11 protein-coding genes are annotated in these 13,470 nt (G+C 61.8%); all 11 read right to left on the bottom strand.

What is annotated here, in order from left to right:
- The 11 genes from ACP15U_RS19880 to ACP15U_RS19830 all read right to left on the bottom strand — a co-directional run bounded on the left by ACP15U_RS19880 (position 1) and on the right by ACP15U_RS19830 (position 13,087).
- Entirely contained in the window at positions 1–1,176 is a 1,176-nt protein-coding gene (locus ACP15U_RS19880) for an acetyl-CoA C-acyltransferase (protein ID WP_425046763.1), read from the bottom strand.
- Between the two features lie 14 nt (positions 1,177–1,190).
- Positions 1,191–3,281: a 3-hydroxyacyl-CoA dehydrogenase NAD-binding domain-containing protein gene (locus ACP15U_RS19875; protein ID WP_425046762.1), complete on the bottom strand. Its 2,091-nt coding sequence runs from the start codon at positions 3,279–3,281 to the stop codon at positions 1,191–1,193.
- A 47-nt stretch (positions 3,282–3,328) separates the two neighbouring features.
- A complete protein-coding gene (locus ACP15U_RS19870) occupies positions 3,329–4,162 on the bottom strand; it encodes an IclR family transcriptional regulator (RefSeq protein WP_425046761.1) in 834 nt (277 codons plus the stop codon).
- Between the two features lie 5 nt (positions 4,163–4,167).
- Complete coding sequence (locus tag ACP15U_RS19865; RefSeq protein ID WP_425046760.1) at positions 4,168–5,505, bottom strand: TRAP transporter large permease; 1,338 nt, start codon at positions 5,503–5,505, stop codon at positions 4,168–4,170.
- Positions 5,505–6,020 (bottom strand): TRAP transporter small permease, encoded by a 516-nt coding sequence (locus ACP15U_RS19860; RefSeq protein ID WP_050686064.1) that lies wholly within the window; start codon positions 6,018–6,020, stop codon positions 5,505–5,507. Before ACP15U_RS19860 ends, ACP15U_RS19865 begins: the two co-directional genes overlap by 1 nt.
- 81 nt (positions 6,021–6,101) lie before the next feature.
- Positions 6,102–7,151, bottom strand: coding sequence for a C4-dicarboxylate TRAP transporter substrate-binding protein (locus tag ACP15U_RS19855; RefSeq protein ID WP_425046759.1), 1,050 nt, complete (start codon positions 7,149–7,151; stop codon positions 6,102–6,104).
- A 563-nt stretch (positions 7,152–7,714) separates the two neighbouring features.
- A complete protein-coding gene (locus tag ACP15U_RS19850) occupies positions 7,715–9,628 on the bottom strand; it encodes a type IV secretory system conjugative DNA transfer family protein (RefSeq protein ID WP_425046758.1) in 1,914 nt (637 codons plus the stop codon).
- On the bottom strand, positions 9,628–11,583 hold the full coding sequence (locus ACP15U_RS19845; protein ID WP_425046757.1) for a relaxase/mobilization nuclease domain-containing protein: 1,956 nt from the start codon (positions 11,581–11,583) through the stop codon (positions 9,628–9,630). The genes ACP15U_RS19850 and ACP15U_RS19845 overlap by 1 nt, the downstream gene beginning before the upstream one ends.
- Complete coding sequence (locus tag ACP15U_RS19840; RefSeq protein ID WP_425046756.1) at positions 11,576–12,160, bottom strand: helix-turn-helix domain-containing protein; 585 nt, start codon at positions 12,158–12,160, stop codon at positions 11,576–11,578. The genes ACP15U_RS19845 and ACP15U_RS19840 overlap by 8 nt, the downstream gene beginning before the upstream one ends.
- Positions 12,161–12,503: 343 nt before the next feature.
- On the bottom strand, positions 12,504–12,731 hold the full coding sequence (locus tag ACP15U_RS19835) for a hypothetical protein (RefSeq protein ID WP_425046755.1): 228 nt from the start codon (positions 12,729–12,731) through the stop codon (positions 12,504–12,506).
- Positions 12,728–13,087: a DUF2958 domain-containing protein gene (locus ACP15U_RS19830; protein ID WP_425046754.1), complete on the bottom strand. Its 360-nt coding sequence runs from the start codon at positions 13,085–13,087 to the stop codon at positions 12,728–12,730. Before ACP15U_RS19830 ends, ACP15U_RS19835 begins: the two co-directional genes overlap by 4 nt.
- Between the last annotated feature and the right edge of the window lie 383 nt (positions 13,088–13,470).

Below are 13,470 nucleotides of genomic sequence, written 5' to 3'. Positions count from 1 at the left end.
TCAGTAGATTTCAAACAAGCCGGCAGCGCCCTGACCGCCGCCGATGCACATCGTCACGACGCCGAGTTTCGCGCCGCGCCGGTGGCCCTCGACCATCAGGTGACCGGTCATTCGCGCTCCGGTCATTCCAAACGGGTGGCCAACGGCGATCGAGCCGCCGTCCACGTTGCAGATGTCGTTGTCGATGCCGAGCCTGTCCCGGCAATAGATCGCCTGGCTCGCAAAGGCCTCATTCAGTTCCCACAGGTCTATGTCGTCGACCTTCAGACCCTGCCGTTCCAGCAGGCGCGGAACAGCGAAGACCGGACCGATTCCCATCTCGTCGGGTTCGCACCCGGCAACGGCAAACCCCCGGAAGGCGCCAAGCGGCGTTAGGCCCTGCCGCTCGGCCTCCTTCGCATCCATCATCACCAGCGCCGCTGCGCCGTCGCTGAGCTGCGAGGCATTGCCGGCGGTGATGAACTGATCCGGGCCGCGAACCGGCTCGAGCTTCTGCAACGCCTCCAGCGTGGTCGAGGGGCGGTTGCATTCATCCTTCGCGATTGTCGTCTCGACCTCTGAAACCTCACCTGTTTCCTTGTTCTTTTGCGCCATCGTGACGGTGATAGGGGCAATCTCGTGATCGAAGCGACCCGCGTCTTGCGCCGCGGCGGTGCGCTGCTGGCTTTGCAGGCCAAGTTCGTCCTGCGCCTCGCGGCTGATGCCGTACCGTCTTGCAACGATGTCCGCAGTCTCGATCATCGACAGATAAAGTTCAGGCTTGTTTTTCTCGATCCAGGCCTCGCGGGAATGGCGTACCGGAGGCTGCACCATTGATATGCTTTCGACGCCCCCGACCAGCACCGCCTTGGCGCCTTCCCGTTCGATCAGATGCGCGCCCATGGCGACCGCTTGCAAGCCGCTGGCGCAGAAGCGGTTGACGGTGGTGCCGGCGATGCCGACCGGCAGACCGGCGCGGATCACGATCTGGCGTGCGATGTTGCCGCCGGTGACGTATTCCGGATAGCCGCAGCCCCAGATGCTGTCCTCGATCAGTCCAGGGTCGATCCCTGCGCGCCGGACGGCTTCGGCTGCGGCGTGGCCGCCCATGGTCGCGCCGTGGGTGATGTTGAAACTGCCGCGCCCGGCCTTGCCGATCGGCGTGCGGGCGATGGAAACGATAACGGCGTCGGTCATGTGTCGGGTTCCTTTCAGCGCTGGTTCAGGCTGTCGAATGCGCGGCCCTCAGCCACCAGCTTTTCCAGCAGAGGAGATGGCGACCAGAAATGATCGTCCTCCTCGGCATAACTGCGAATGTCGGCGAGAATGGCGTCCAGCCCCGTCATGTCGGCGTATTTCATCGGCCCGCCGCGCCAGCGCGGGAAGCCGTAGCCGTAGAGAAACACCACATCCACATCCAGCGGGCGCTGCGCGATGCCTTCATCCACAACGCACGCGCCTTCATTGACCATCGCCGCCATGTAGCGGCGCACGATCTCGTCGTCGGTGAACGGTCGGGGGGTGATGCCCGCATCCGCGCGCGCTTGGTCGACGATACGTTCGACCTCGGCGTCGGGGTGGCCCTTTCGGTCGCCCTGATCGTAGATGTAGTAGCCGCGGCCGGTCTTCTGCCCCAGCCATCCCTTGTGGTAAAGCGCGTCGGCAAAGGACGGGTTGCGGTCGCGCGGATGCGCATCCGCGGCCTTGCGCTGGCGGGTGGCATAACCGATGTCCAGCCCGGCCAGGTCCGAGACCTGATACGGCCCCATCGCAAAGCCGAAATCCGTCATTGCCTTGTCGATCTGGTAGGGGCTTGCCCCGTCCAGCACCATGTGATCGGCGGCGGTGCGGTAGCGGGACAGAATGCGGTTGCCAATGAACCCATCGCAGACGCCAGCGCGCACCGCAGTCTTCCCAAGCTTCTTGGCAAGGGCAAAGGCGGTGGCGACCACGTCTGGGGCGGTCTTGTCGGCAACGACGACCTCCAGCAGTTTCATGATATGCGCCGGAGAAAAGAAATGCAGGCCGATCACGTCCTCGGGCCGCGACGTGGAGCCCGCAATTTCATTGACGTCGAGGTAGGAGGTGTTCGTTGCCAGAATCGCACCCTTAGCAAGGGTTGCGTCCAGCTGCGCGAACACGTCCTTTTTCACTTCCATGCTTTCGAACACGGCTTCGATCACCAGATCGGCACCGGACAAAGCATCGTAATCCGTGACGGTCTTCAAAGCGTCCTGGAGGATCGCGTCACGTCTCTGGGCGCTGAGCTTGCCGCGCGTCACCGCGGCGTCCAGATTGCCGGCGATCGCCTTGCGAGCCTTGTCGGCAGCCGCGGAATCGCGCTCCACAAGCGTTACCGCCAGGCCGCTCAGCACCGCCGAGGTGGCGATACCCGCGCCCATGGTACCGCCGCCAACGACGCCGATTTTTTTTACCGCGCGGGCCGCGATGCCGTCGATCTCCGGCAACTTGGCGATAGCCCGTTCGGCAAAGAAAGCGTGGATCAGCCCGGCACGCTGAGGCGTGTCCATCAGGTGCAGGAACAACCGGCGCTCTTCGGCCAGACCGTCGAAGAAGGTGTTTGTCGTTGATGCTTCGACCGCGTCCACTGCGGTCAATGGCGCGACTTCTCCGCGGACCGATTTCTTGAGTTTGGCGCGCCAGACAACAATTGCGTCATCGGCCTTCGCCGCCGGCAGATCCTTGGTCGGACGGGCGGGGGCGTTGTCGGCCAGCAAGCTGCGTGCATAGGCAAGCGCGGCAGCGCGGATGTCCGAACCTTCGCCAAGGTGGTCGACAAGGCCGAATCCGAAGGCCGCATCCGCCGTCACGGGCGTTCCCCTGGTGATCATCTCAAGCGCCTTGTCGACGCCGACCAGACGCGGCAGTCTTTGGGTGCCGCCCGCGCCCGGCATGATGCCAAGCTTGACTTCGGGCAGACCAAGCCGCGTTCCTGGCAGGGCCATGCGGTAATGCGCGCCAAGCGCGACCTCCAGCCCGCCGCCCAGGGCCATTTCGTGCATCGCCGCGACGACCGGCTTGGTGCATGCCTCAATGTGGGTGATCACGTTGGGCAAGCTTGGGCTTTGCGGCGGTTTGCCGAACTCGGATATGTCTGCGCCACCGATGAACATGCGTCCAGCGCCAAGGATCACCGCGATGTCGGCGTCGTTGTCCGCCTCGAACCGGGCGAAGGTTTCGGACAGACCGCTCCGGACATCCTGGGACAGGGCGTTGACCGGCGGATTTTCCACCGTCACTACCGCTACCCGGTTTTCGACCTCATAGGACACAGAACCCATCGTTACGCCTTTTCCTTTTTTCAGTTTCGTGACGCCAATTTCTGCCGTCACAGATCCCGGTTGGCAGGGGTAAAGCCCTGACCCATGATCCGTTCAAGCTCCTGCACCGTGGCGTGAAGCTTGGGGCCGACCTCGGTCCGCATCCGCTCCACCGAAAGCATTTCGGGCAGCGCACCGCAGGTAAAAATCAAGGATTCACTCAGGTCACGGGAATGGAACGGTACTGCGACGGCGTGGATGTTCGCCGCAAAATACTCCGCCGGATCGGCGATGACGAAACCGGAGGACAGAAGCTGCTGCTGAGCGTCCTGGCGCACGGCGACCGCGCGGTCAGGCGTTAGCCCTCGGTCACCTTGCACCTCCGCCACCACAGAGTCCAAGTTCCCCTCAGACAGCGTGGCAAGAAACGCATGACCGGACGATGATCCGTTGAACGGCAGGCGGTGGCCGACCTCCAGCCACAGCGACGCGACCGATCGGGGGCGCCAAGTCTTGACGATGAGCATCTTGCGGGCATCGCGCACCAGCAGAAGGCAGAGTGTCCCGGTTTCATCGGCGAGCCTCTGCATCAGCGGTGCAGAGAGATCCACAAACGTGATCGACGCGCTGGCCATGTTCCCGAGCGCGATCAACGCCGGGCCGGGGCGGTACCTGTCATGCCTGCGGGCATGGTTCAGATATCCGAGCGTCTGCAGGGTGAACGTCAACCGCGAGACCGTTGACTTTGGAATGCCTGTGCGCTCGGAAATTTCGGCATTGCCAAGACCGTCGTCCGAAGGACGAAACGCGCGCAACACGCTCAGCCCCCGCGCCAGTGTCGTTGCAAATCTGCGGTCTGTTGCTTCGTCCTTCATGCCTTTTTCGTCCGCCTTCCGTTTCATGGAACTCACATCGAATACGGGATCAGTAGGGAAATGATCGGGAAGGCCATGATCACGATCAGCACGATCACGTCGATGACCAGAAACCTGAGAATCCCGGAAAAGATCCTGTCGATCGGCACCTCTTTGCCCACCACGTTGGCGATGACAAAGACGTTCAGGCCAACGGGCGGCGTGATAAGCCCGATCTCCAGCAGCTTGATCACGACGACGCCGAACCAGATGAGGTCGAAGCCATAGGTTTCCACAAGCGGGATCATCAAGGGCAGCGTCAGAACCATGATGCCGATGGGATCAAGGAACATGCCGAGCAGCAGATAGATCACAGCGATCGCGGCCAACAGCAGGATTGCGGAGAGCTGCGCTTCGGTCACGAAGCTCACGATGGCCGGGGCGACGCCGGTCAGGGCGACGAAGGCGACGAAGATCTTGGCGCCGGCGGCGATCAGGAAGATGCTTGCGGTTTGGATGCAGGTTTCCCGAAGCGATTCAACCAAGCCGCGGAAGTTGAGCTTTCCTTGGACAAAACCGATGGCCACGGCAGCCGAGACGCAAATGGCCGCCGCTTCGGTGGGGGTGAAGAACCCGCCATATATGCCGCCGACAATGATCACGAAAAGCGCGATCGCCGGCCAGGCTTCGAGCGCTGCGCGGCCCCTGTCGCCCAACGAAATTTGCCCTTCGAACGCGGGGGCCGCCGACGGGTCGCGGTGAACCCAGAAAAAGATGACCAGCACGAAGCCCAGCAGCGAGATGATGCCCGGAAGGATACCGGCAAGGAACAAGGCACTGATCGAGGTTTCAGTGAAAATGCCGTAGATGATGAACAGGACCGACGGTGGGATCAGTGACCCCAGCGTTCCACCTGCAGCGACGCTGGCCGTGGCAAGGCGCTTGTCATAGCCCATCCGCAGCATCTCGGGCGAACAGATGCGGCCCATTGTGGACGCACATGCGATGGACGAACCGGTGATCGCCGAAAAGCCGCCGCAGCCGACCACGGACGCCATCGCCACGCCACCCGGAACCCGAGCAAGCCAGACCCGCGCGGCATGGTAGATTTTCGTCGTGATTTCAGCGCGATAAGCGATATGGCCCAAGGCGATGAACAGAGGGATCATCGACAGGTCGTAGGAATGGATCAGATCGAACGAGTTCGAGAAAACCAGCGAAGTCGTCGGCTTCAGCGCCCTTTCCGGCGTGAACGTGCCGGTGCGCAATGCGAAGACCGCGAAGGTGCCGACCGTGGCCACGCCGGCAAGCGCAAAGGCGATGGGTACGCGGATTGCCAGCAGCCCGATGACTGAGGCGAAGGCAATGATTCCGATCAGGGTGCCGTCCATCAGACGCTTTCCTCGTGCTCATGTTGGGGGGCCATCACGTGGTCGCCGGCGCGGATCGTTCGGATGTCGCCGATCACCATCAGCAAGAGGCGCAGCCAGCAAAACGAAATCCCGATCAGAAAGACAACCCGGCCGGGCCATTTCGGCAGGTTGAGCTGGCCAAAGAAAAAGGCGCCGCTTTCCCAGGTATGCGCGACCTCTCTCCACCCTGCGGAGATAAGAGGGGACAACGCAAACAATCCGAAGATGCTGCCAAATACCACCAGCCAATCCTGGGCCCGAAGGGGCAGCTTTTTGCTGAGAAACTCGACTACGATATGCGCTCGGTCCAGTGTGGCTGCCGCCAAGGGCAGAACGATCGCGACCACCATCAATTCGCGCACCATCACGATGGTATCGGGGATGCCGGAGTTCACCGTGATCCGCAGAAGAACGCTGAGCGTGATCAGCGCCCCAAGGCCGAACACGGCGATGACGGCAAGGTCAAGCAGCAGTCTTTCGATACGACGCAGCATCCATCCACTCCGCAGAAAAAATCAGAACCGAAGGGGTTGCGGCACCGGTTTCAGGCGCCGCAACGTTGTGTGATGAAAAGGTCAGCTGCGGACCCAGGGATAGCCCTTGCTGTCACGCTCTTCGGTGTATTTCGTCAGCAGGGCGCGGTACTGTTCCAGCAGCGCCGCACCGTCCAGCCCGGCCGCATTCGCGCGCTCGACCCACTCGTTGACGTATTGCTTGCCCTGTTGCACAAGCTTGTCGCGCTCTTCCGCGGGCAGTTCGATCACCTCTACGCCTGCGTCCTTCATGGTCTGAATAGCGGCTTCGTTGTCGGCGGTGATCAACTCGCCCAGCTTGTCGGCCATGGCGACGCCAGCATCGGCCATGGCGGCTTGGGTTTCGGCGTCCAGCGCGTCGTATGAGTCCTTGTTCATGAAGATGCCAAGCGCGCCAACCTGGCCCCAATCAAGGATCGTATAGCTGGTCATGACTTCCTGCTGTTTCAGCGCGGCCACCGCATAGGAATAGCCCTGCGAACAGTCGAGAAGCCCGGTGTCGAGCCCCTGGTAGGCGTCATAGATGGACATCGCGACCATGTTCGCCCCGAAATCGCGGAAGGCGTCGCCATAGGCTCCGACGCCGCGGACCTTGAGCCCGTCAATGTCATCGACGGAACGAATCGCAGTGCCCTTGCAACCGATATTGACTGCCGAGGTCGTGAAGGTTCCGAGGTAGACGAGGTTCTGATCGGCGAGGCTTGCCTGAATCGCCTCGTTGGTCCGCATCAACTCGTCTGTCGCACGCATCCCGACCCAGGCGTCGGCGTTGCGCAGCGGCAGGTCGGCAATTCCGTAGGCCAGCATTTCCTGCGGGAAATAGACGGCAATGATGGTGCCCAGATCTGCAACGCCATCGGCGATGGATTGTGCCGCCGCATTGGCTTTGAACAGCGCGCCGCCCCATTGGATGTCGAGTTTGACCTCGCCATTCGTGCGGGCAGTCACGTCGTCGGCGAAGGATTGCAGAGCTTCTGCCCGCGCTCCGCGGTTTGGGCCGGCCTCACCCAGAATCAGGGTCGTTTCGGCGGTCGCGATGGACGCAGCCGCCAGACAGAGAGCGGTTGCAGTGCTTGCCAGTAGGGTCTTCATTGGGTCTCCTCTCCAGAAAAATTCTACTATGCGGAATTCAATTCTAACATGCGGCACAATAGAATCGGCGCCCACAGAAATCAAGGGAAAGTGTCAGAGTAAGAGAAAACCCGCTTTCTGACCGGCAGGAGAGCCAGTTCACATATTCCGCGCAACGGTTGCACTGTTCAGTGCAATTGGCTGGAAGCTTCAAATCTGGGTTTCAAGAAAATGCGTCTGTGGCGCCGTAGGGCCGGTCGCTTGGAGGACTTTGGATCAGCACAATCTGGCGGCAGAAGAATATCGGGCTTGGAGTTGTATTTCCTGGTACGCAGCGGAGCGATGCAAGAGGAGACCGTGGCTTTGACCTATTGGAAGTCGCAGACGCCTCCGAGCGCGGCACCTGAACAATGGTCGCGTATGAACACGGTTGCGGTTAGCTTGGGCAAACCAGTCCAGCACGGACAGCCTTAGTATTCTTTTTCCGGTGATCACATGTACCAGGTCAGTTTGTACCAATGTCAGCATTACAGAGTTCCGCCCGCCGCCTCGCCTATTGCGGCGAAAGTCCGGATTCCGCCGGACTACCGATCCCCGAGCAGCTCATCGATGAAATCGCCCTGCTCACTGAACACCTCTTCCCACCGTTCCGGCACCGGCTCGTCGCGTCGCAGGGTCTCTGGGCGAGACATACCTGCGCGCGACTCGTCCCTGTTCGACTGCATCGCGCGTGCCTGCCGACGCCGGGCGCGTTCACTTGCGGGAGCGCCCTCGCTAGTCTCCGCGGCGCGTGGCGACGGCGCGGGCTCTGGTTCCTCTTGCCAAGGTCCGATTCCCTCGACGCGCGGCGGGTATGGGTAGTCCTTTCCAGACTGACGCTCCGACAGTCGCTCAAAGAACGGGTCTTCAAAATACTTGATGCGTTGTGCGCGGATCGGATGTTGGGGAGACGCCAGAATGATAACCTCATCGGGGTCCATAGTCCGCGCCTCGGTTTCGGACAGAAGCGGACGCTCCTCGAGACGAGACGTGGTCGAGGTGGCCCCCAGGATGCCCTTGTTGCGCCCATACATGCGCGTGACCGCCTCGCGCGTGGTGCTGCCGACGGCAGCCGAGACCTCCCGCACCGTTCGCTGGTCACGGGGGGTGATGTAGAGCTTGAGCCCCGCCCCGTTTTCGAGGCTCTCACGTCCTTCTGGTCCGTAGATGCGATCAAGCGAGGCAAGAGACTGCGCGATCATCGCCACGCGACCGCCATAGGCCGCCAACGAATGGATTGCGCGCTCGAGATAGGGCATCGCTCCCATCTGCTGGAACTCGTCGATCATCATCATGACGGGCCAGGGTTCATCTGACCCCGGCTCGTTCAATCGCAAGCTGGCGATCAGATCAGCAAACATGAGCCGCAGAAGCGGCGCCAGCGTCGCGATATGATCCTCGGAGACCACGATGTAGAGCGCATGTGGCTTCTTGCGGAATGCCGCAAACTCAAAGTCACTGGCATCCGTCGCTATTCGCACCGCCGGGTTGTCCCATTGCTTCAGTCCGGCTGTCATCAAGGCCTGTATGTTGGAGGTCAGAAGCCTGGAGGAAGCACTTGCGGCATTGATCCAGAGCTCACGGACCGTCGGCTCCTTGGCCTCCTCGGCATAAGCGCTGTACTGCGCGTTCTTGTAGTCGCCGCCGGTGACGATCTTGTTGACCTCGCCAAGCGTCGGTCGTCCGCGCTGGATCGCCAAAAGACAAGCCGCGACGAAGATTGATTTGCCGGCCTCCGAGAACGTGTCGAGCGTCTTGTTGTCCTTGTCGAGAAAGAGATCGGCCAGGATCGAGACTTCGGTGAACTGCTGCGCGAAACTCGGCGCGGCGGCAACCCGGGCCAGCGGATTGTAGCGATGCGTGCTGTTGGCCCAATCGAACGGGCTGAACCGGAACACCTCGTCGCCGTTGAGCGCGCGCAGCCGGGCCGTTTTCTCGAAATTCTCGCCTTTCACGTCGAGCACCACAACCGAGCCCGCAAAGGACAGCAGGTTCGGAATGACGAAGCCCACGCCCTTACCGGCCCGGGTCGGGGCGACCATCATCACATGCGGAATATCGCTTGCCGAGATGAAGGGTGCCTGCGCCCTTGGTTTGCCCAGCTTGCCGCAGACAAACCCCGTCCCGGGGGCCTGCAGCATGCCGTTGGCCTTGAGCTCCCGTTTTGTCTGCCAATGCGCGGACCCGTAATCATCGCGGTCCTGCGCCCAGGTCCAGCTGAAGGCCAGCACCGCCAGTCCGACAGCCCCAAATCCGACCGCGCCAAAGGCGACCTGAAACGCCTCGGGATGCGCTGCCCGCAGTCCCGCACTCGCGGTCCAAACCGCAAACATATCAAAGTCGGTCATACCCGTCTTGAGAGCCAAAGCGAGATAGAAACTGGCCACAATGGTGCCGAGGGCCGCCCCGCACAGCGAGCCCATGGGCACGGCAGCCCAGAGTGGCAGACGGGTACTCATCAGAAACTGATCTCGTCATCGAGATCGCGGGACAGATCCCGGCCGGTGTCCAAACCCCTGCCGCGCTGCAACTCAAGGCTGGTTTCCTGGGCCATCGCATTGGCCTTGTCCTGCTGCAAAGCTGCGGCGCGGTCGGTGAACATCTGATCACCCGTTTGCTCATGGGTCAGCTCAAGAAATTCCTGGGTGACCGTGATCTGATCGATCCGATTGGGCAGCACCTCGGCCAGGACTTCGTAATTGCCGCGGCGGAGTTCCGCGAGCCCGTCTTCGCCCAGCTCCTTGAAGAGCTCCGACTGGAGCGTCCGCTCGACGGTGTCTTCCTGACTGTCCGACAATTGGCCGTCCCGCAGCATATCGGCCAGATCCTGCAGATAGGGGTTGGGCCATGGATCGAACCCCGGGTCGTCATCATCGATCAGCTGCAATTCGTCTGAGGCCCGGGACAGATCCGTGGCGACGCCAAGCTCCTTTGCCCGGTCCAACAGGCGGTCCATGAGACCATCGACCGTCTCCAGCGCCTGGTCCTGTTGCGCTTCGCTGGCCTTTGAGAGATCGACGCCGTCCTTGCCGAGAACGGCGGCCATGTCGCGTTCCACCCAATCCTGTGCAAGCCCGTAATTCGTGGTGCCGCCCGCCTCGATCCGCGCGACCAGCTCATCTGCGTCGAGACCCGCTGCCGCCGCATCCGCTTTCAAAGCTTCGAGAACACGATCCTCACCGGAAGACATCGCGTCGCTCAGACGCGTGTCGCCGGACCCCGGTGGGAAGGGCTCCGCCAACTCACGCCCGAACCGGGCCCGCAGATCGGGATCGGGCACCATCTGTGACAGATCGCGGACGACATCTGCCGCCTTGGTCTCAAAGGCTGGACGCGCGATCGGGTCCAGTTCCTCGGCCTTGAGGCGCAAGGCTTCGATGGTCTTCTCGGCATAGTCGATGGCATCACCGACCGTTCGAATGGTCTCCATGTCGATCTCTCCTGCGGTGAAGGTGTAGGGTGTCTCGGACCCGAGCGGGGCAGACGCGCCCAACGACGCCGCCATCCGCCGCATCGCATAGGCGAGGTGTTTCTGGTCCATGCGATCAAGCACGTCCGCAAGGTCCCGATAGTCTTTCGCGAAACCCACAACCTGCGCCTTGGCAATGGACCGCTCTTGCCCCGTCAGCGCGATCTCGCGCGGCAGGCGCGCCTCTTCCTTGGCCCGGTAGATTTCCTCGATGCCAGGCGCCTTCTCGAAGATGCCGCGTTCGAGACGGGTCGTGGCTTCCAGGACAACGCCGTAGCTTTCAGCAATCTCTGCCTGCTTCTCACGCATGAGCTGCGGCGACATCACACCCTCGGCCCAGCACGAGAACCAGGTCCCGTTGTTAAGGCCGCGATTGTTGAGAATGATATGCGCGTGTTTATGCGCCCGGTCGTCATGCACGCTGAGCACGTAATCCCACTGATCGCCGAAATCGCCACTTTCAAAGAAGTGCTCCGCCCAGTCGAGGGTGATGTCGCGGACCTGATCCACGCTGACATCCGTCGGGAACGAGAGCAGCATATGCGAGGTGAACCCGAGCTTCGTCGTCCCGTGCCACGTCTCCGACCAGGCCTCGACGATCTCGGCCTTCTGGTCCTCGGTCAGGACCGCCTCACTGCTCAAGGGGTTGGTCATTGTGGAGTAGCTGTAGACCGCCTTGTCGTTCACATAAGCCAGCTGGTTGCCAAGGCTCGCCTTCGTCTTGCATCCCCCTGCCCTGATCCGTTTGAAGACCGCGGCACGGCTCTCCGGCATCGCGGACTTGAGCAGGTTACGCGCCGAGGCGCGTCCGGTGCGCTGATAGCTGCGCCCCTGCCGTCGGCCCGCAAGACGCGCCTCCACCCGCGCCTGGCGCTGCCCCTGAATACGATTTGTCTCCCAGAGCTTGCCCATCACGGCATGATAGAGGGCCAATGGCTCAGACATTTGTCAGGACCTCCGCAACCTGTTTTTTGGAGACCGCTTTTGTGGGATCCCACCTCTCGCCGCGTCGCCGATGCGCCGCCACCTTCAAGGATGCGAGGTCACGATGCGTTCCCTGAGCCAGCTCGAGAAGAGCTGACAGAAGCTGACGATCTGCTACCGCAAGGTGCAGCTGTCCGCGATGGACCGCCTTTGCCAGAACGCGCGCCGCGTCCGACAGATCCTGTGCCCGTTGCACCGTCTCCGCGAAAGCCTGCAGGTCCCGCTGCATCAGCGACAGCACCCCACACCGTGCCCGCACCATCGCCTGCAAGGCCTGGCTCCGGTTTGCAAACCCAAGGCCCTGCCATTCGGCATCGAAGGCGTTGAGATCGGACTCTGCCGTCCGGAAACTCACCGCAACGGATGGGTCGCGGACGTCCTGACCCTCGCCTTTCTCTTCCTTGGCAATCCGCGTCACGTGCCGCCGCGAGACGCCATAGGCCTCTGCCAGCACCTTCGGCGTTTCCCCCGCATGGTACCGACGCGCCAGCGCGATCCGATCTTCGAGCTTCAGGCGTTTCGGGCGTCCCTTAGTCACGTCTCAGACCCCTCGGACAAAAGTCGCAGACATTTGGCATATCCTGCCATCGTCCCTCTCATTTCATCCTCAGGGATACATCAATTCGTAACTTTGCGCAATTTGTCGTATTGCGCACCATGCCATTGCGCAAAATCACGCCGAGTCGCTAACGTTAACGTATCATGGGTCAGGTCCAATGCTGCAGGCATCGGGAACGCGAGGGTCCGCCAGCCCTGGATCAATCATGAGGACCCGTCAAAGAACGCCACATGTCGCGGCACCCGCCCCTGTATGTCATCCCCAAACCAACCAGCGACGCCTAAGAAAGATGGGCCGCAAGTTGCGGCCCATCCAGGGTGCGTCAGGCTGGGACACCCTCATGATCAGTCACCACCATGGTGTCCGTCACGCTGACGAACAGCGGTGTGATCTGAACCTCTGAGTTCGGATCGTCGGTCCGGGTGACAGAAACGATGGCGGCAGCTGGCGTGCCATTTACGAAGCAGGAAAACAGGGCGAAGTTCGCGAAGCGGCCAGAAGTCAGCGCCTCAAAGGCGCTGATGTGATCCGGGGAGATATGGGTGCTCACGTCACGATCCCTCCGGCCTGCCGGGCACGCTCGGCATAGGTGCTCAGCGTCGCGTCGGCCGTGAAGTGCAGGTCCCGTTCGACTGGCAGCCCAAGACGTCCCCGGACGGCACAGAGTTCGCTCAGGCGCACCGATCCGATCTCGGGGAAACCCAGCCCCAGATCGCAGAGACCAAAGGCAATGTCCGGGTCCTCGGGATCGATCTCGGTGAGCAGCCAGGTTGCCCCGGCATCGGGGGTGAAGAATTTGACGACCGGTTCGAAGTCGATAGTGTCCTCGCCCGCCGCGATGCGGGCCTGATTGATACGACCGTTCTCGGCCAGTTGGTCGCGGACGATATGTGGTAATAGCTCCATGGGAGGTCTCCTCGGGGTGTTTTTTGGGAAGGACCGGGACAGCGCGCGCCGCCCCGGGAGACGGCTCATTCGACGAGCTCCGGGTCGTCGCCCTGCCCGTCCGGAGCGGCTGTCAGGCGGAACTTTGTTTCGCGAGGAATGGCCGCATCAGCGGTCAGGGGACAGTTCTGCTTGAAGGGGGTGTGCGCAGCGCACGCCCGTCAGACGGGCCAGGTCCCGGAGATTGCATCGAGAAGAAAACGCGAGGAGATCGACTTGAGCCGCGTTAAGCCGCCCCAAACACACCGAGGGGCACAGAGAAGAAAACGCGTTCTAGAAATGCGCCGAACTGATCGCAAAAGACGGCAGTATCGAGCTTTCCCGCGTTTATTCAGCCTAGCCAA

It is taken from the genome of Primorskyibacter sp. S87 (genome assembly GCF_049801055.1).
Taxonomy (GTDB): domain Bacteria; phylum Pseudomonadota; class Alphaproteobacteria; order Rhodobacterales; family Rhodobacteraceae; genus JBNAGF01.
The sequence above is the reverse complement of the archived record's forward strand: the minus strand, read 5'-3'. Positions and strand labels throughout refer to the sequence as shown.

Coding starts and splice junctions, on each gene's coding strand:
- ACP15U_RS19880 (WP_425046763.1), bottom strand. CDS start 1,176: ATGACCGACGCCGTTATCGTTTCCATCGCCCGCACGCCGATCGGCAAG.
- ACP15U_RS19875 (WP_425046762.1), bottom strand. CDS start 3,281: ATGGGTTCTGTGTCCTATGAGGTCGAAAACCGGGTAGCGGTAGTGACG.
- ACP15U_RS19870 (WP_425046761.1), bottom strand. CDS start 4,162: ATGAAACGGAAGGCGGACGAAAAAGGCATGAAGGACGAAGCAACAGAC.
- ACP15U_RS19865 (WP_425046760.1), bottom strand. CDS start 5,505: ATGGACGGCACCCTGATCGGAATCATTGCCTTCGCCTCAGTCATCGGG.
- ACP15U_RS19860 (WP_050686064.1), bottom strand. CDS start 6,020: ATGCTGCGTCGTATCGAAAGACTGCTGCTTGACCTTGCCGTCATCGCC.
- ACP15U_RS19855 (WP_425046759.1), bottom strand. CDS start 7,151: ATGAAGACCCTACTGGCAAGCACTGCAACCGCTCTCTGTCTGGCGGCT.
- ACP15U_RS19850 (WP_425046758.1), bottom strand. CDS start 9,628: ATGAGTACCCGTCTGCCACTCTGGGCTGCCGTGCCCATGGGCTCGCTG.
- ACP15U_RS19845 (WP_425046757.1), bottom strand. CDS start 11,583: ATGTCTGAGCCATTGGCCCTCTATCATGCCGTGATGGGCAAGCTCTGG.
- ACP15U_RS19830 (WP_425046754.1), bottom strand. CDS start 13,087: ATGGAGCTATTACCACATATCGTCCGCGACCAACTGGCCGAGAACGGT.